Below are 20,465 nucleotides of genomic sequence, written 5' to 3' on the forward strand. Positions count from 1 at the left end.
CATTCACCCCACTTCCCGAACCTCCCGCATGCGCAGTTCCCGGGAAACGACACACGGTGAGGCCCTGATGGCGAACGTGAACGAAGCTAAGCTCCTCGACTACCTCAAGCGGACGACCGCGGACCTGCATGCCACGAAGCAGCAGCTGCGGGAGATCGAGAACGCCGGACAGGAGCCCATCGCCATCGTCGCGATGAGCTGCCGCCTCCCCGGCGGCGTGCGTTCGCCCGAGGAGCTGTGGCAGCTGATCGCCGGAGGGGTCGACGCGATCGGGGACTTCCCCGAGGACCGCGGCTGGGACACCGGGTCCGACGCCGGAACGGGCTCGGGCGCGGATGACGGCGCGGACTACCCGCGCAAGGGCGGCTTCCTTTACGACGCCGCGGAGTTCGACCCGGCCTTCTTCGGCATATCGCCGCGCGAGGCACTGGCGATGGACCCGCAGCAGCGGCTGCTGCTGGAGGCCTCCTGGGAGGCCTTCGAGCGCGGTGGCATCGCGCCGGACTCGGTGTACGGCGGCCGCGTGGGCGTCTTCATGGGCACCAACGGCCAGACCTACTTCGACCTGGAACTGCCGGAAGAGGCCGAGGCATACATGGCCACCGGCAGCAACGCGGCCGTGCTGTCCGGCCGTATCTCCTACGTACTCGGGCTGGAGGGGCCGGCCGTCACGGTGGACACGGCGTGCTCGTCGTCGCTGGTCGCACTGCACCTCGCGATCCAGGCACTGCACAAGGGTGAGTGCACCCTCGCGCTCGCAGGCGGCGCGACCGTGATGGCGACCCCCGGCCCCTACGTCGCGTTCAGCAAGCAGCGCGGTCTCGCGGCCGACGGCCGCTGCAAGGCGTTCTCCGAGGCGGCGGACGGCACCGGCTGGTCCGAGGGCGCGGGCGTACTGCTGGTGGAGCGGCTGTCCGACGCGCGGCGCAACGGACATCCCGTACTGGCTGTCGTACGCGGCTCCGCCGTGAACCAGGACGGCGCAAGCAACGGCCTCACCGCGCCGAACGGCCCGTCTCAGCAGCGCGTCATCTGGGACGCGCTGGCGAGCGCGCAGCTGTCTGCGGACCAGGTGGACGTGGTCGAGGCACACGGTACGGGCACGGTCCTGGGCGACCCGATCGAGGCGCAGGCACTGCTGGCGACGTACGGGCGCGACCGTGCGGCGGAGAACCCCCTGTGGCTGGGGTCGGTGAAGTCGAACATGGGTCACACGCAGGCCGCTGCGGGTGTCGCCGGGATCATCAAGATGGTCATGGCGATGCGGGCCGGCGTCCTGCCGAAGACGCTGCACGCGGACGAGCCGTCGACGAAGGTGGACTGGACGGCCGGCCATGTCCGGCTGCTGACCGAGGAAGTGGAGTGGGACGGCACGACGCCGCGCCGGGCGGGTGTCTCGTCGTTCGGGATCAGCGGTACGAACGCGCACGTCATCCTTGAGGAGGCGCCGGCGGCGGAGCCCATGGGGGCGGAGCCCGTGGAGCGCCCCGACTCGGACTCCACAAGCACCACGGGACCGGTGCTGTGGCCGGTCTCCGGGGCGAGCGCGGAGGCGTTGCGTGCGCAGGCGGCGGGGCTGTTGGGCCTGATGGGGCGTGTGGATGCTCCGGATCCGGTGGATGTGGGTGTCGCGCTGGCGACGACGCGGGCGCAGCTGGAGCACCGTGCGGTGGTCGCGGGGGCCGGGCGCGATGAACTGGTCGCAGGGCTGCGGGCACTGGCTGCCGGCGAGCCTGCGCCGGGTGTAGTCAGCGGGGCCGCGGCTGAAGGCCGGCTGGCGTTCCTGTTCACGGGGCAGGGTGCGCAGCGGGTCGGTATGGGTCGTGAACTGGCCGCCGTTTTCCCGGTGTTCGCGACCGCGCTGGACGAGGCGTGCGGTCATCTCGACCTTCAGCTGGAACGGCCTTTGAAGGATGTGCTGTTCGCTGAGGCGGGGTCGGCGGAGGCTGGGCTGCTGGATCGTACGGAGTACGCGCAGCCGGCGCTGTTCGCGGTGGAGACGGCGCTGTTCCGGCTGGTGGAGTCGTGGGGTGTGCGGCCCGATGTGCTGGCCGGGCATTCGATCGGTGAGATCGGTGCGGCGCACGCGGCCGGAGTGTTCTCGTTGGCGGACGCGTGTGCGCTGGTCGCGGCGCGCGGCCGGCTGATGCAGGCGCTGCCCGAGGGCGGGGTGATGGCGGCCGTGCAGGCCACCGAGGAGGAGGTCCGCGCGCTGCTCGACGGGGTCGGGGACGCCGCGGTCGCGGCGGTCAACGGGCCGCGCGCGGTGGTGGTTTCCGGGGCTGCGGCCTCCGTGGAGGGGGTGGTGGAGGCGGTACGGGCGCAGGGCGGCAAGACATCCCGGCTGAAGGTCTCGCACGCCTTCCACTCACCCCTGATGGACCCGATGCTCGACGAGTTCAAGGCGGTGGTGTCGGGTCTCGCCTACAGCGAGCCTCGCATCCCCGTGGTCTCGAATGTGACCGGCCGCATGGCCACGGCGGGGGAGATCACCTCTGCCGAGTACTGGGTGTCCCACGTCCGCGAGGCGGTCCGCTTCGCCGACGGCGTGCAGACCCTCGCCGACCAGGGCGTGACGACGTTCCTGGAGGTCGGCCCGGACGCCGTCCTCACCGCCATGGCCCCCGGTGCACTCCCCGACGACACCACGGCCGTCTTCGTCTCCCTACTGCGCCGCAACCGCCCCGAACAGACGGAGACCCGCACCGCGCTGGCCCGCCTCTGGACCACCGGCCACACCGTCAACTGGCCCGCCCTGCACCCCGGCGGCCCGACCCGGCCCGTCGACCTGCCCACCTACCCCTTCCAGCGCCGGCACTACTGGATCAAGAACGTGGCGACCGTCGGAAACATCGCCTCGATCGGGCTCGACGCCGCCGATCACCCGCTGCTGGGTGCGGCGATGATGCTGGCGGACTCCGACGGTGCGCTGTTCACCGGGCGACTCTCCGTGGCTACGCACACCTGGCTGGCCGACCGTGCCGCCGCGGGCTCCGTCGTGTTCCCGGAGACCGGGTTTGTGGAGTTGGCGATTCGAGCGGGGGATCAGGTCGGGTGTGGGGTGTTGGAGGAGTTGACGCTGGAGGCGCCGTTGGTGTTGCCGGAGCGTGGTGGTGTGCAGGTGCAGGTGGTGGTGGGTGCGCCTGAGGGTGGTTCTGGTAGGCGTGCGGTACGGGTGTTCTCGCGCGGTGAGCATGTGGCGGGTGACGCGTCGTGGACGCGGCACGCCACAGGCGTGCTCGATGCCGGTGTCCGCGCTGTCGCGGACGAGCCCGCTTTCGGTGTATGGCCTCCGGCGGGGGCGGCGCCGGTTTCGGTTGAGGACATGTACGAGCGGTACGCGGATGCGGGGCTGACCTACGGGCCGGTATTCCAGGGCCTGAAGGCCGCCTGGCGCCATGACGAGGAACTGTACGCCGAGGTCGTCCTGCCTGAGCAGGCGGCAAAGGATGCCGAGCGATTCGGCCTGCACCCTGCGGCCCTGGACGCCGCAGTGCAGAGCCTGGCACTCCTGAGCTCCGCGCCGGTCGCCGAGGCGGCAGTGAACCTGCGAATTAACGCGGAGTGGCGCGGAGTGGCGCTGCACGCCACCGGTGCGTCCGCGTTGCGGGTACGGCTCTCGCCGTTGGGCGCGGACAGCTTCGCGGTGGACATCGCCGACACGGCCGGCGAAGCGGTCGCCTCGATCGAGTCGCTGACCGTACGTCCCACCCAGGCCTCGGAGTTGGCCAGTGGTGGCGGGGCCGAGTTCCACGACTCCTTGTATCGGGTGGATTGGGTGCCGGCTGGGTCGGGTTCGGTGGCTGTGGGTGCTGGGTCTGGTGTGGTGGATTTTGCCGATGTGGTGGGTGCTGCTGCCGATGTGCCGGTTCCGGGTGTTGTGGTGTTGCGGGCGTTCGGTGATGTTGGTGGGGGTGCGGATGGTGTGAGTGGTGTGTTGGAGGGTGTGTTGGGTGCTCTTCAGGTGTGGTTGGGGGAGGAGCGTTTTGGTGGGTCGACGTTGGTGGTGGTGACGCGGGGCGCGGTGTCGGCCGGCGGTGGTGAGGTGTGTGATCTGGCGGGTGCTGCGGTGGGTGGTTTGGTGCGGTCGGCGCAGGCGGAGCATCCGGGGCGGTTTGTGCTGGTGGATGTGGACGATGCGGGGTTGTCGCTGGATGCGGTGACGGGTGTGGGTGAGCCGCAGGTGGCTTTGCGGGGCGGGGTGTTGTTTGTTCCGCGTCTGGTGCGTGCGGGTGTAACTGCTGGTTTGGCTGGGGGTGTTGATGGTGTTGCTGGTGGTTGGTCGTCGGGTGGGACGGTGTTGGTGACGGGTGGTATGGGTGGTTTGGGTGTGGTGTTGGCGCGGCATTTGGTGTCGGTGTGTGGGGTGCGGCGGTTGGTGTTGACGAGTCGTCGTGGTGGTGGTGCTGAGGGTGCGGGTGAGTTGGTGGCGTCGTTGTTGGGGTTGGGTGCGGTATCGGTGGAGTTGGTGGCGTGTGATGTGGCGGATCGTGGTGCGTTGGAGGGGGTGTTGGCGGGGATTCCTGAGGAGTTTCCGTTGTGTGGGGTGGTGCATGCGGCGGGTGTGCTGGATGACGGTTTGGTGGGTTCGCTGACTGCGGAGCGGTTGGGTGCGGTGTTGCGGCCGAAGGTGTTGGGTGGGTGGAATTTGCATGAGTTGACGCGGGGTTTGGCGTTGGATGCGTTTGTGGTGTTTTCGTCTGCTGCTGGTGTGTTGGGGGTGCCGGGGCAGGGGAATTATGCGGCGGCGAATGCGTTTTTGGACGGTTTGGTGGAGTTTCGGGTGGCGGAGGGGTTGCCGGGTGCTTCGTTGGCGTGGGGTCTCTGGGGTGACACGGGTGTGGGGGGTATGGGTGGTGGGTTGTCGGAGGGTGATCGTTCGCGGATGGCGCGGGGTGGTGTGTTGCCGTTGTCGGTGGTGGACGGCTTGCGGTTGTTTGATGCGGGTGCGCGGGCGGACGCGGCGTTGGTACCGGTACGTCTTGATGTGGAGGCGCTGCGAGCACAGGGCACCGCCCTGCCCCCCTTCTACCACCACCTCACCGGACGCCCGGCACGCCGACAGGCCACCTCGCGGACCGCGATCGCTGCTGCCAGCTCGCTCGGTGAACGCCTCGCCGTACTCACCGAGTCCGAACGCCACGAAGCGGTCCTCGACCTGGTGCGGGGACAAGTCGCCGCAGTACTGGGTCATGCGACGCCCGCGGCCATCGCGCCGGACCGCGCCTTCAGCGACCTGGGTTTCGACTCGCTGACCTCGGTGGAACTGCGCAACAGCCTCAACAACACAACCGGCCTGCACCTGCCGGCCACTCTCGTCTTCGACTACCCGACCGCCGGCGACCTCGCGGACCACTTGCTGTCCGAGGTCTCCGGAGACGTGGCCGCCGCCACCGTCCTGCCGACGACCGGCGCGCTCGCCGACGACCCGATCGTCATCGTGGGCATGTCCTGCCGCTTCCCCGGCGGCATCGAGTCGCCCGAAGACCTGTGGAAACTGGTCTTGGAAGGCGACGACGCCATCACCGACTTCCCCGAGAACCGGGGCTGGAACGTCGACCGCCTCTACGACCCCACCGAGTCCCGCCCGGACACCACGTACGTACGCAGGGGCGGGTTCCTGCACGACGCGGCCGACTTCGACGCGGACTTCTTCGGCATCAGCCCGAACGAGGCCCTCATCACCGATCCGCAGCAGCGATTGCTGCTGCAGACGTCCTGGGAGGCGTTCGAGCGGGCGGGCATCGACCCCGCGACGCTCAAGGGCAGCGCCACCGGTGTCTTCGCCGGTCTCGTCTACCACGACTACACCGGCAGCAACAGCTCCGGCAGCATCGTCTCCGGGCGCATCGCCTACACGTACGGCCTGGAAGGGCCGGCCGTGACCGTGGACACGGCGTGCTCGTCATCGCTGGTGGCCCTGCACCTCGCGATCCAGGCCCTGCGCAACGGCGAGTGCGATCTCGCCCTGGCAGGCGGTGTGACGATCATGGCCTCGCCCGCCGCCTTCGTGGAGTTCAGCCGCCAGCGCGGTCTGTCCCGCGACGGTCTGTGCAAGGCGTTCGCCGCCGGAGCGGACGGTACCGCCTGGGGCGAGGGCGTGGGCCTCCTGGTGGTCGAGCGGCTGTCGGACGCGACGCGCAACGGTCACCGGGTGCTCGCGCACGTACGCGGCTCCGCGGTCAACCAGGACGGCGCCAGCAACGGCCTCACCGCGCCGAACGGCCCCGCCCAGCAGCGCGTCATCCGCCAGGCACTGGCCAACGCCCAGCTCACCGCCGCAGACGTCGACGCGGTCGAGGCGCACGGCACCGGCACGGTCCTGGGTGACCCGATCGAGGCCCAGGCCCTGATGGCGACGTACGGACAGGAGCGCGCCGCCGACCGGCCGCTGTGGCTGGGCTCGGTCAAGTCCAACATCGGCCACACCCAGGGCGCCGCCGGCGTCGCCGGAATCATCAAGATGGTCATGGCGATGCGCAACGGCGTACTGCCCAGGACCCTGCACGTGGACGAGCCGTCCACCCACGTCGACTGGACGGCGGGCGCGATGCGGCTGCTGACCGAGGAAGTCGCGTGGGACGTCGACCGGCCGCGCCGAGCGGGCATCTCGTCCTTCGGCATCAGCGGTACGAACGCCCACGTGATCATCGAGCAGGCTGCGCACGACCGTGACGACGAGCCGGCAGCCGACTCCTCGGAGGCCGGGCCGTCGAGCGACACCGTGGTGCCGTGGGTCATCTCCGCCCGCGGCGAGGAAGGGCTGCGCGCCCAGGCGGCGCGACTCGCGTCGTACGTGGAGGAGCACGGCGAACTCCGTCCGGCGGATGTGGGCTGGTCCCTGACGACGATGCGCGGCGCGCTGGAGCAGCGCGCGACCGTTCTCGGCGCGGACACGGCCGAGCTGGTGGCCGGCCTGCGGTCCCTCGCCGAGGAAACGGCCGCGCCGGACGCGGTGCGTACCAGCGGCAAGACCGCGTTCCTGTTCACCGGGCAGGGTGCGCAGCGCACCGGCATGGGCCGCGAGCTGTACGACACGTACCCCGTCTTCCGACAGGCTTGGGACGAGATCTGCGAGCAGTTCGACGGTCTGCTGGAACGGCCCGTGAAGGACGTGCTGTTCGCGGACGAGGGCACGGCTGACGCGGCATTGCTGGACCGTACCGAGTACGCCCAGCCCGCCCTGTTCACGGTCGAAGTGAGCCTGTACCGCCTGGTCAACTCCTGGGGTGTACGTCCCGACTTCGTGATGGGGCACTCGATCGGCGAGATCGCCGCCGCGCACATCGCCGGGGTGCTGACCCTGGCGGACGCCTGCACGCTGGTCACCGCGCGCGGCCGGCTGATGCAGGCGCTCCCGGCCGGCGGCGCGATGGTCGCGGTCGAGGCGACGGAGGAGGAGACGCTGCCGCTGCTCGCTGAGTCGGCGGGAGCCGGCCTGGCCGCGGTCAACGGCCCGCGGTCCGTGGTCCTTTCCGGCCCCGAAGCGGCGGTGGAGGAGGTCGCGGAGCGGCTGCGGGCACAGGGCCGAAAGACGTCCCGGCTGAAGGTGTCGCACGCCTTCCACTCCACGCTGATGGAGCCGATGCTGGCCGACTTCCGGCAGGTCCTGGAGGGCCTGTCGTTCGCTGAGCCGAAGCTGGCAGTGGTGTCCAACGTGACGGGCGACGTGGCCGCCGAGCAGGAGCTGTGCTCGGTGGACTACTGGTTGCGGCATGTGAGCGAAGCGGTGCGCTTCAGCGACGGCGTGCGCAGCGCCGCGGACCGTGGAGTGACACGGTTCGTGGAGGTGGGCCCCGACGGTGTGCTGACGGGCCTCGCGCAGACGTGCCTCGCGGAGAGCGCGGAGACCGAGGAGTCGGAGCGGGCGGGGCAGACGGAGCAGACGGTGTGCGTGCCGCTGCTGCGCAAGGGACGTCCGGAGGCGCGGTCCCTCCTGGCCGGACTGGGGCGCCTGTACGCCGCCGGTGGCGAAGTCGCCTGGCCCGCCGTCTTCGAGGGCAGCGGAGCCCGCGAGATCGATCTGCCCACGTACGCCTTCCAGCGTCGCCGTTTCTGGTCGCAGACGCCGACCGATCACGGTGACCCCGCGGCCATCGGCCTCGGTGCCACCGACCACCCACTGCTGGGCGCGGCCGTCGTGCTCGCCGACTCGGAGGGGGTCCTCTTCACCGGTCGGCTCTCTGCGCAGACCCAGCCCTGGCTGGCCGACCATGTCGTGGGTGGCTCGATCTTCTTCCCCGGCACCGGGTTTGTGGAGTTGGCGATTCGGGCGGGGGATCAGGTCGGGTGTGGGGTGTTGGAGGAGTTGACGCTGGAGGCGCCGTTGGTGTTGCCGGTGCGTGGTGGTGTGCAGGTGCAGGTGGTGGTGGGTGCGCCTGAGGGTGGTTCTGGTGGGCGTGCGGTGCGGGTGTTCTCCCGTGGTGAGGGTGCGGTGGACGACACGTCCTGGACCCGGCATGCGACGGGTGTGTTGGGTGCTGGGGTGCGGGGCGGTGTGGGCGAGGCTGATCTGACCGTGTGGCCTCCGGTGGGTGCGGTGCCGGTTTCGGTTGAGGGTGTGTACGAGCGTTATGCGGAAGGGGGGTTGGTGTACGGCCCGGTGTTCCAGGGTCTGAGGGCTGCGTGGCGGCTGGGCGAGGATGTGTTTGCTGAGGTGGTGTTGCCGGAGGGTGTGGGGGTTGAGGGGTTTGGTGTGCATCCGGCGGTGTTGGATGCGGCGTTGCATGCGGTGGGTCTGACGGGTGCGGGGGAGCGGGCTGGTCTGCCGTTCGCGTGGTCGGGTGTGGAGTTGTTCGCGACGGGTGCGTCGGCGCTGCGGGTGCGGGTGCGTCCGCTGAGCTCCGGTGCGGTGTCGCTTGAGGTGGCGGATGCCGCGGGTCGTGCGGTGGTTTCGGTGGAGCGGCTGGATGTCCGGCCGATCTCCGAGGAGCAACTGGCCCAGGCACGCGCCGAGTTCCACGACTCCTTGTATCGGGTGGATTGGGTGCCGGCTGGGTCGGGTTCGGTGGCTGTGGGTGCTGGGTCTGGTGTGGTGGATTTTGCCGATGTGGTGGGTGCTGCTGCCGATGTGCCGGTTCCGGGTGTTGTGGTGTTGCGGGCGTTCGGTGATGTTGGTGGGGGTGCGGATGGTGTGAGTGGTGTGTTGGAGGGTGTGTTGGGTGCTCTTCAGGTGTGGTTGGGGGAGGAGCGTTTTGGTGGGTCGACGTTGGTGGTGGTGACGCGGGGCGCGGTGTCGGCCGGCGGTGGTGAGGTGTGTGATCTGGCGGGTGCTGCGGTGGGTGGTTTGGTGCGGTCGGCGCAGGCGGAGCATCCGGGGCGGTTTGTGCTGGTGGATGTGGACGATGCGGGGTTGTCGCTGGATGCGGTGACGGGTGTGGGTGAGCCGCAGGTGGCTTTGCGGGGCGGGGTGTTGTTTGTTCCGCGTCTGGTGCGTGCGGGTGTAACTGCTGGTTTGGCTGGGGGTGTTGATGGTGTTGCTGGTGGTTGGTCGTCGGGTGGGACGGTGTTGGTGACGGGTGGTATGGGTGGTTTGGGTGTGGTGTTGGCGCGGCATTTGGTGTCGGTGTGTGGGGTGCGGCGGTTGGTGTTGACGAGTCGTCGTGGTGGTGGTGCTGAGGGTGCGGGTGAGTTGGTGGCGTCGTTGTTGGGGTTGGGTGCGGTATCGGTGGAGTTGGTGGCGTGTGATGTGGCGGATCGTGGTGCGTTGGAGGGGGTGTTGGCGGGGATTCCTGAGGAGTTTCCGTTGTGTGGGGTGGTGCATGCGGCGGGTGTGCTGGATGACGGTTTGGTGGGTTCGCTGACTGCGGAGCGGTTGGGTGCGGTGTTGCGGCCGAAGGTGTTGGGTGGGTGGAATTTGCATGAGTTGACGCGGGGTTTGGCGTTGGATGCGTTTGTGGTGTTTTCGTCTGCTGCTGGTGTGTTGGGGGTGCCGGGGCAGGGGAATTATGCGGCGGCGAATGCGTTTTTGGACGGTTTGGTGGAGTTTCGGGTGGCGGAGGGGTTGCCGGGTGCTTCGTTGGCGTGGGGTCTCTGGGGTGACACGGGTGTGGGGGGTATGGGTGGTGGGTTGTCGGAGGGTGATCGTTCGCGGATGGCGCGGGGTGGTGTGTTGCCGTTGTCGGTGGTGGACGGCTTGCGGTTGTTTGATGCGGGTGCGCGGGCGGACGCGGCGTTGGTACCGGTACGTCTTGATGTGGAGGCGCTGCGAGCACAGGGCACCGCACTCCCGTCCCTCTACCACCACCTGGTCCCCACGGTGCGACGTACCGCTGCCATCAGCGACGGCACCACCGCTGACACGCTGCACCATCAGCTGTCCGCACTCACCCCGGCCGAGCGGGAACGCGCGCTGCTCAATGTGGTGCGGGGACAGGTCGCCGACGTATTGGGTCATGCGACGCCCGCGGCCATCGCGCCGGACCGCGCCTTCAGTGACCTGGGCTTCGACTCGCTGACCTCGGTGGAACTGCGCAACGGGCTGAACGCGGCGACCGGCCTGCGCCTGCCGGCCACTCTCGTCTTCGACTACCCGACCGCCGGCGACCTCGCGGACCATCTCCACGATGAACTCCTCGGCACGCTCGACACCCCCCCTGTTGCGCCGGTGAGCCACGAGGGGCTCGTAACCGACGACCCGATCGTCATCGTGGGCATGTCCTGCCGCTATCCCGGCGGCATCGAGTCGCCCGAAGACCTGTGGAATCTGGTATCCGAGGGCAATGACACCGTCTCCGAGTTCCCGCAGGACCGCGGCTGGGAGACCAGCGCGATCTACGACCCGAACGGCGAGCGGCCGGACACCACGTACGTGAACAAGGGCGGCTTCCTGCACGACGCGGCCGACTTCGACGCCGCCTTCTTCCGGATCAGCCCGAACGAAGCACTGAGCACGGACCCGCAGCAGCGACTGCTGCTGGAGGCCTCCTGGGAGGCGTTCGAGCGGGCAGGCATCGACCCCGCGACCGTGAAGGGCAGCTCGACCGGCGTCTTCGCAGGCCTGATGTACCACGACTACCCGACCAGTCACAGCGCGGGCAGCATCGTCTCCGGCCGTATCGCTTACACCTTCGGCCTGGAAGGGCCGGCCGTGACTGTGGACACGGCGTGCTCGTCGTCCCTGGTGGCCCTGCACCTGGCGGGCCAGGCTCTACGCACCGGCGAATGCTCCCTCGCCCTGGTCGGCGGCGTGACGGTGATGTCCACACCCGCCACTTTCATCGAATTCAGCAGGCAGCGCGGCCTGGCGGGCGACGGTCGTTGCAAGTCTTTCGCCGAGGCGGCGGACGGCACCGGCTGGTCCGAGGGCGTCGGCGTGCTGGTGGTGGAGCGGCTTTCGGACGCGCGACGCAACGGCCACCAGGTGCTTGCGGTGGTACGCGGCAGCGCAGTGAACCAGGACGGCGCGAGCAACGGCTTGACGGCGCCGAACGGCCCGGCCCAACAGCGGGTGATCCGGGCGGCCTTGGCGAATGCCAGGCTGTCGGCGGACCAGATCGACGCGGTGGAGGCACACGGTACGGGCACGGTCCTGGGCGACCCGATCGAGGCCCAGGCGCTGTTGGCGACGTACGGACGTGACCGCGCCGCCGAGCACCCGCTGTGGCTCGGCTCCATCAAATCGAACCTGGGACACACCCAAGCCGCCGCGGGTGTGGCCGGGATCATCAAGATGGTCATGGCGATGCGCAACGGCGTACTGCCCAAGACCCTGCACGTGGACGAGCCGTCGTCAAAGGTGGACTGGACGGCCGGCCGTGTGGAACTGCTGACGGAGTCCCGGCCCTGGGAGGCCGGGGAAGTGAGGCGCGCGGCCGTCTCGTCCTTCGGGATCAGCGGCACGAACGCGCACGTGATCATTGAGCAGGCCCCCGAGCCCGTCGGCTCCGGGTCCGCCTCCGGGCTGCGGCCGGCGAACGAGCTGGCCGGCCGTCCCGGGACCTTGGCGTGGCCGGTGTCCGCCACGAACGCGGCGGCGTTGCGCGCGCAGGCGGCGGGGCTGCTGGGCCTGGTGGGGCGCGAGGACGCTCCCGAGCCGGTGGATGTGGGCGTCGCACTGGCGACGACGCGGGCGCAGCTGGACCACCGTGCGGTGATTGCGGGTACCGGACGTGATGAACTGGTCGCAGGTCTACGGGCATTGGCTGCTGGCGAGGGTGCGCCGGGTGTGGTCGAAGGGGCGGTGACCGAGGGTCTGCTGGCGTTCCTGTTCACGGGCCAGGGCGCGCAGCGGACCGGTATGGGCCGTGAGCTCGCTGCGGCGTTCCCGGTGTTCGCGGCAGCCCTGGACGAGGTGTGCGGGCACCTGGACCCCCTGCTGGACCACCCCCTGAAGGATGTGCTCTTCGCTCAGGAGGGTTCGGACCCGGCGGTGCTGCTGGACCGGACGGAGTACGCCCAGCCCGCCCTGTTCGCTGTCGAGACGGCCCTGTTCCGCCTGGTGGAGTCGCTGGGTGTACGCCCCGATCTGCTGGCTGGGCACTCCATCGGCGAGATCAGCGCGGCGCACGCCGCCGGCGTGTTCTCCCTCGCCGACGCCTGCACCCTGGTCGCGGCGCGCGGTCGGCTCATGCAGGCCCTGCCCGACGGCGGCATCATGGCCGCCGTCCAGGCCACCGAGGACGAGATCCTCACGCTCCTGGACCGCGCCGAGGACGCTGCGGTCGCGGCGGTCAACGGCCCCCGTGCGGTGGTCATTTCCGGCAGCAAGGACACCGTCGACTCGGTGGTGGAAGAACTGCGGGCACAGGGCCGAAAGACGTCCCGGCTGAAGGTGTCGCACGCCTTCCACTCCCCGCTGATGGACCCGATGCTGGAGGAGTTCAAGGCAGTGGTGACGGGATTCATTTACAGCGAGCCCCGTATCCCCGTCGTCTCGAACGTCACCGGACGTACCGCCGCACCCGGTGAACTCACTTCCCCCGACTACTGGGTGTCCCACGTCCGCGATGCCGTCCGCTTCGCCGATGGCATCCAGGCTCTGGCGGCCGAGGGCGTCACCACCTTCCTGGAGATCGGCCCGGACGCGGTCCTGACCGCCATGGCCCCCGACGCCCTGCCCGACGACACCACAGTTGCATTCATCCCCCTCCTACGCCGCAACCGCCCCGAACAGGCCGAAACCCTCTCCGCGCTGGCCCACCTCTGGACCAGTGGCCACACCGTCCAGTGGGCGGGCCTGCACGCCTCAGGAACAGCTCAGCAGGTCGACCTTCCCACCTATCCCTTCCAGCGCCGGCGCTACTGGATCGACGGTTACTCCCCGTTCGGTGCGGCATCCGGCGCAGGCGATCACCCGCTGCTGGGAGCAGCCGCCGTGCTCGCCGAGTCGGACGGTCTGCTCTTCAGCGGCCGGCTCTCCACCCGGACCCAGCCATGGCTGGCCGACCACGCCATCGGTGACACCGTGCTCTTCCCCGGCACAGGCTTTGTCGAGATGGCGATCGGGGCCGGTGACCAGGTGGGCTGCGCGCTGCTGTCGGAGATGACCCTGGAGACTCCGCTGGTGCTCCCGGAGCACGGAGTGATCCACACCCAGCTCGTGGTCAACGCGCCTGACGACTCGGGCAGCCGCACGTTCAGCATCCACTCGCGTGGCGAGGAGGACGTGATGGGTGACGCGTCGTGGACGCGGCACGCCGCGGGTGTGCTCGGCACGGGGACGTGCGGTCGCGCGGACGAGTCCGAATTCGCCGTGTGGCCTCCGGTGGGTGCGGTGCCGGTTTCGGTTGAGGGTGTGTACGAGCGTTATGCGGAAGGGGGGTTGGTGTACGGCCCGGTGTTCCAGGGTCTGAGGGCTGCGTGGCGGCTGGGCGAGGATGTGTTTGCTGAGGTGGTGTTGCCGGAGGGTGTGGGGGTTGAGGGGTTTGGTGTGCATCCGGCGGTGTTGGATGCGGCGTTGCATGCGGTGGGTCTGACGGGTGCGGGGGAGCGGGCTGGTCTGCCGTTCGCGTGGTCGGGTGTGGAGTTGTTCGCGACGGGTGCGTCGGCGCTGCGGGTGCGGGTGCGTCCGCTGAGCTCCGGTGCGGTGTCGCTTGAGGTGGCGGATGCCGCGGGTCGTGCGGTGGTTTCGGTGGAGCGGCTGGATGTCCGGCCGATCTCCGAGGAACAACTGGCCCAGGCACGCACCGAGTTCCACGACTCCCTGTACCGGGTCGACTGGGCTCCGTCACCCTCGGCTCCCGCTCTGGCCGACAACGGCAAGTGGGTAGTGGTCGGTTCGAATGCCGTCGAGTGGTCGGAATCTCTCGCCACCGTGGTGGCGAGCAGCGCGGTGGTACCGGAGCTGCGCGACGCCGGCGACGCGAGCGTAGTCGTCCTGCCGGTCGTCGGAGACACACGTACGGCCGAGGCTGGAGTGGATGTCGCGGCCGCGGTGCGCGAGCGTACGCATCGGACCCTCGCCGACCTTCAGACATGGCTGGCGGACGAGCGGTTCGCCGCGTCGACCCTGGTGGTGGTGACACAGGGCGCGGTCCCGACGGCGGCCGGCGACGTGAGTGATCTCGCGGGTGCCGCAGTGGGCGGTCTCATACGGTCGGCGCAGATGGAGAATCCGGGCCGGATCGTACTGATCGACGTGGACGGCCACGATGCCTCTCTCGCCGCACTGCCTCGGGCCGTGCATACAGATGAGCCGCAACTCGCGCTGCGTGAGGGCGACGTGTACGTCCCGCGATTGGCGCGGGTGTCTGCCGCGGCCCGGCCCGCCGATGCCGACGTCCCGTCCGAGCGGAAGGTGTGGGACGCCGACGGCACGGTTCTGGTGACTGGTGCCACTGGCGCGCTGGGGGCCTTGGTCGTACGCCACCTGGTGGCCGAACACGGGGCCGGCCATGTACTGCTGGCCAGCCGCCGGGGTCCGGACGCACCCGGTGCCGCCGAGCTGAGTGCCGAGCTGGCCGCGCTGGGCGCCGGCGTGACACTTGCTGCCTGTGACGTCGCCGACCGCACCCAACTGGCCGCCCTGCTGGCGGCAGTTCCGGCCGACCACCCGCTGACCGGTGTCGTGCACGTCGCCGGCACGCTCGACGACGGAGTCATCGGCTCGCTGACTCCGGAACGCATGGACACCGTGCTCCGGCCCAAGACCGACGCGGCCTGGAACCTGCACGAGCTGACCCGCGACCTCGGCCTGTCCGCGTTTGTGCTCTTCTCCTCCATCGCCGGGGCGCTGGGCGTACCGGGGCAGGGCAACTACGCGGCAGCCAATGCCTTCCTGGATGCGCTGGCCCAGCACCGCCGGGCCCATGGCCTGGTGGCCAGCTCGCTGGCCTGGGGCATGTGGGCGGACGACGGCGGCATGGCCGGCACGCTGAGCGGCACCGATGCGCACCGCATGGCACGCGCGGGTGCCGGGGCACTCTCCGCCCAGCAGGGCCTGGCCCTGTTCGATACGGCTGTGCTCGACCAGGACCAGATCGGCAACCCGGCCGACGCGCTCCTCGTACCGGCTGTGTTGGACGTTCGCGCCATGGCGCAGAGCGGTGACGGGGAACTTCCGCCGCTCTTCCGCGGCTTGGTGCGCGCGCCCGCACGGCGGATCGCGCACTCCCTTTCGCAGTCGCCCGCCGACTCGCAGAGCTTGCGCGCCCGGCTCGCGGACACGCCCGCACACGAGCGGAAGGATCTGCTGATCGAGGTGGTGCGCGCGCAAGCCGTGGCGGTACTCGGCCATGCCGATACCGAAGCCGTGGACTCCGACCGGTCGTTCAGCGACCTGGGGTTCGACTCGCTCACCGCCGTGGAGTTCCGCAACCGCCTCAACGCGGCCACCGGCCTGCGTCTGCCGGCTGCGCTGATCTTCGACTACCCCAGTACTCGGGCGGTCGCGGGTCACCTGTGGGAGGAGCTCGCTCCGCAGACAGAGGACGACCCGAGCGCAACGGATAGCAGGTCGGCGGAGAACCGTATCCGTACCGCGCTCGCCGCGATCCCGCTGTCCCGGCTGCGGGAGGCCGGCCTGATGGACAGCCTGCTGGAACTCGCCGGAATCGAAGCCGGACTCGCGGCGGAAGAGGCGGACGAAGCCGCAGACTCCATCGATGCCATGGACACCGAGGCCTTGATCAGCATGGCTCTCGCGGACTCTGGTTCCGCCCACGACGACCTGTCCGAAGACCCGGCCCACGAAGCGGCCTACGAATCCGACTACGTATACGACGAATTCGACGTCAACGACATGACGCGGGAGAAGTGACACCGCAATGACTGAGCCCAGTCGTCCCAGCCGGCCCACTCAGACCCCGCAACCCGATCGGCCCGACGCGAGGCTCGTCGACGCCCTGCGGACATCCGTCAAGGAGACCGAGCGTCTGCGCGAGCAGAACCGCAAGCTGACCGGCATGGCGCAGGAGCCGCTCGCCATCGTGGGCATGTCCTGCCGCTACCCGGGCGGTGTCCGGTCGCCGGAGGATCTGTGGCGGCTGGTCTCCGAAGAGGCTGATGCCATAGCCGGGTTTCCCGAGGACCGGGGCTGGGACCTCGATGCCCTGTACGACCCCGACCCGGAGCACGACGGCACCTCGTACTCCCGTCACGGCGGGTTCCTCTACGACGCCGCCGACTTCGACCCGGCCTTCTTCGGCGTGGCACCGCGTGAGGCGCGTGCCATCGACCCGCAGCAGCGGCTGCTGCTGGAGGCCTCCTGGGAGGCGCTGGAGAACGCGCGGCTGGATCCGGGCACTCTCCGCGGCAGCCGCACGGGTGTGTTCGCCGGTGTGATGTACCACGACTACATCAACAGCTACGGAAGCGGCAGCGTTGTCTCGGGCCGTGTCTCCTACACCCTCGGTCTTGAGGGGCCGGCGATGACGGTGGACACGGCGTGCTCGTCGTCGCTGGTAGCCCTGCACCTGGCTGGCCAGGCGCTGCGCAACGGCGAATGTTCGCTCGCGCTGGCGGCAGGCGTCACGGTGATGTCGACACCTGGGACCTTCGTCGACTTCAGCCGGCAGCGCGGGCTTGCGGCCGATGGCCGTTGCAAGTCCTTCGCCGAGGCGGCTGACGGCACGGGGTTCTCCGAGGGCGTCGGCGTGCTCGTGGTGGAGCGACTCTCCGACGCGCGGCGCAACGGGCATCGGGTGCTCGCGGTGGTGCGGGGCAGTGCGGTCAACCAGGACGGCGCCAGCAACGGTCTCACCGCGCCCAACGGCCCGGCCCAACAGCGGGTGATCCGGGCGGCGTTGGCGAATGCCAGGCTGTCGGCGGACCAGGTCGATGTGGTGGAGGCACATGGAACGGGCACGGTTCTGGGTGACCCGATCGAGGCGCAGGCACTGCTGGCCACCTACGGCAGGGGCCGGCCGGCCGAGAGCCCGCTGTGGCTGGGGTCGGTGAAGTCGAACCTGGGGCACACGCAGGCTGCGGCAGGTGTGGCCGGGATCATCAAGATGGTCATGGCGATGCGCAACGGCGTACTGCCCAAGACCCTGCACGTGGACGAGCCGTCGTCGAAGGTGGACTGGACGGCCGGCGGCGTGGAACTGCTGACGGAGTCCCGGCCGTGGGCAGCGGGCAGGCCCAAACGTGCGGCGGTGTCGTCGTTCGGGATCAGTGGTACGAACGCGCACGTGATCCTGGAACAGGCACCGGCACCGGCCTCGGCCGAGACGGCCGGGCCGAAGCGCGGTGACACCACCGGGCCGGTGCTCTGGCCGGTGTCCGGCGCCAGCCCGGACGCGCTGCGCGCCCAGGCAGCCGGCCTGCTCAACCTCCTGGAACGCACCGACGCCCCCGCCCCGGCCGACATCGGCTACGCCCTGGCCGCCACCCGCGCACACCTGGAACACCGCGCCGTCATCACCGGCACCGACCTGGCAGAACTCAGCACCGGACTGCGCGCCCTGAGCCAGGACACCCCCGCCACCGAACTCGTCCGCGCAGTCGCCCGCACCAGCGGCAGGACCGCCTTCCTGTTCACCGGACAAGGCGCCCAACGCCCCGGTATGGGACGCGAACTCGCCGCAGCCTTTCCGGTGTTCGCGGCAGCCCTGGACGAGGTGTGCGGACACCTGGACCCCCTGCTGGACCACCCCCTGAAAGACGTGCTCTTCGCTCAGGAGGGTTCGGACCCGGCGGTGCTGCTGGACCGGACGGAGTACGCCCAGCCCGCCCTGTTCGCTGTCGAGACGGCCCTGTTCCGCCTGATGGAGTCGCTGGGTGTACGCCCCGATCTGCTGGCCGGGCACTCCATCGGCGAGATCAGCGCGGCGCACGCCGCCGGCGTGTTCTCCCTCGCCGACGCCTGCACCCTGGTCGCCGCGCGCGGCCGGCTCATGCAGGCCCTGCCCGACGGCGGCACCATGGCCGCCCTCCAGGCCACCGAAGACGATGTCCGCACCCACCTCAACGGCGTCGGCAACGCGGCGATCGCGGCGGTCAACGGCCCTCGCGCACTGGTGGTCTCCGGCACGGCGGCCTCCGTCGACAAGGTCGTGGAGGCGGTACGCGCCCAGGGCGGCAAGACCTCGTACCTGAAGGTCTCGCACGCCTTCCACTCCCCGCTGATGGACCCGATCCTGGACGAGTTCCGCACGGTGGTGTCGGGCCTCGCCTACAGCGAGCCCCGTACCCCGGTCGTCTCGAACGTCACCGGACGCACCGCCACGCCGGGTGAGCTCACGTCCCCCGACTACTGGGTGACCCACGTCCGCGAAGCCGTCCGCTTCAACGACGCCATACGCGCCGCAGTGGCGCGTGGCGTAACGCGATTCGTGGAGCTGGGACCGGACGCGGTGCTGTCAGGACTGGTACAGCCGTGCCTGGAGGCGGGCGAGGCCGAGCGGGTGACCGTGGTGTCCATGATGCGCAAGCGGCGTGACGAGGCCCGGGCGGTTCTGGCAGGACTGGGACTGCTGCACGCCGGCGGAGCCGCAGTGGACTGGCAGGCGCTGTACAAGGGCAGTGGCGCACGGGCAGTGGACCTGCCCACCTACGCCTTTCAGCATCGCCGCTACTGGATCGACTCGCCCGCGCTCTTTGGTGGAGCTGTCACCGACGGGCTTGATTCTGCGGCCGGCCAGGAGCCCTCCGACGGCCTGGCGGCGGTCCGGCTGCTCGCACGCCTGGCCGAACTCCCCGCACCTGAACAAGAGAAGCTGCTGATTGAAGTGGTGGTGGGACACATGGCTGCGGTCCTGGGCCATGACTCTGCCGGTGAGGTCGATCCGGAGCGCGGCTTCCTGGAGGCCGGAGTCGACTCGCTCTCCGCGACAGAACTGCGGATGAGTCTGCAACGCGCCACCGGGCTGGAAGTCCCGGCCGCAGCGGTGTTCGATCTCGGCAACCCGGCCCGGCTCGCCTCGTACTTGCGTACCGAACTGGGCTCCGCCCCGTCAGCGCAGGCATCCGCTGTCGCTGCCCCCCGTGTCGCCGTTGCCGCCGCTGGCCCGTCGCGCATGCCGGAGACCCTCAGCGAGCTGTTCCGGGCCGCGGTGAAGGAGGGAAAGATGGCAGAAGGCACCGCACTGCTGAACGCAGTGGCCGAGCTGCGTCCTTCCTTCCGGACTGCCTCCCAACTGCATACCGTGAGCCCGCCGGTGAGGCTGGCCCGCGGCCCCCGCGGTCCGTCGCTGATCTGCTTTCCATCGCCGATGGCGCTCGCCGGAGCCCAACAGTACGCGCGGCTCGCCGCGAACTTCAGGGGTGTGCGCGATGTGCATGTGGTGACGCCGCCCGGATTCGTGGACGGGGAGCAGCTGCCGGACTCGGTGGACGCAGTCGTCGACCACTTCGCCGAGAGCGTACGGCGGCTGGCTGGTGACGAACCGTTCGCACTGGTCGGCTACTCCTCCGGCGGCCAGCTCGCGCATGCCACGGCCAGCCGCCTGGAGAGCGAAGGGGTGATGCCTGCCGCGATCGTGCTGCTGGACACCTATCTCCCCACCGACGAGAGCGATGAGCAGGCTGCCGCGGACGGCTCGGCGAACGCGGACGACTCGTCCGACGGCCTCTGGGCACAGATGCTGGACGGGATGCTGGAGCGCGAGGATGCCTTCGGCATCTTCACCGCGGCCAGGCTGTCGGCCATGGGCCGGTACAGCTCACTCATCACCCAGTGTGGTCCGCAGTCAGTCGCGGCACCCGTCCTGTTCGTACGACCGACAGAATCATTCATGGGTCGAGCCGGGGAGCCCGGGGCGGCCGTGAGCGCCGATGGCGACGAGAGCTGGCGCTCCTCCTGGCCGGCCCCGCACACACTGCGTGAGATTCCGGGGAACCATTTCACCCTGCTGGAGAATTCGGCCCCCACCACGGCCGAATCCGTCGAGAAATGGCTTGGATCCCTCCCGGAAACCATCAGAATTGAGCCTTCTGGAAACTGAACCTTCCGGAGATCTGACGTTCCCGCATCCGCTCGCGGGAACGGAATATTCCGCAAGCGGCCCCGGTGACGCCCACAGCGCACCGGGGCTTCGTGCTCCCCACCCGGCGTGAGTCAGCCAATCGTGGAATTGGGTGGCTTG

The 20,465-nt window shown here is 69.7% G+C and carries 2 protein-coding genes; both read left to right on the forward strand.

The window, feature by feature from the left end; genetic code table 11:
* Positions 1-76: 76 nt before the first annotated feature.
* Complete coding sequence (locus tag OG611_RS38310) at positions 77-16,198, forward strand: type I polyketide synthase (protein WP_266431452.1); 16,122 nt, start codon at positions 77-79, stop codon at positions 16,196-16,198.
* A 7-nt stretch (positions 16,199-16,205) separates the two neighbouring features.
* Complete coding sequence (locus OG611_RS38315; RefSeq protein ID WP_266430979.1) at positions 16,206-20,324, forward strand: beta-ketoacyl synthase N-terminal-like domain-containing protein; 4,119 nt, start codon at positions 16,206-16,208, stop codon at positions 20,322-20,324.
* Positions 20,325-20,465 lie beyond the last annotated feature (141 nt).

The sequence above is a fragment of the Streptomyces sp. NBC_01363 genome, assembly GCF_026340595.1.
Classification (GTDB): Bacteria; Actinomycetota; Actinomycetes; order Streptomycetales; family Streptomycetaceae; genus Streptomyces.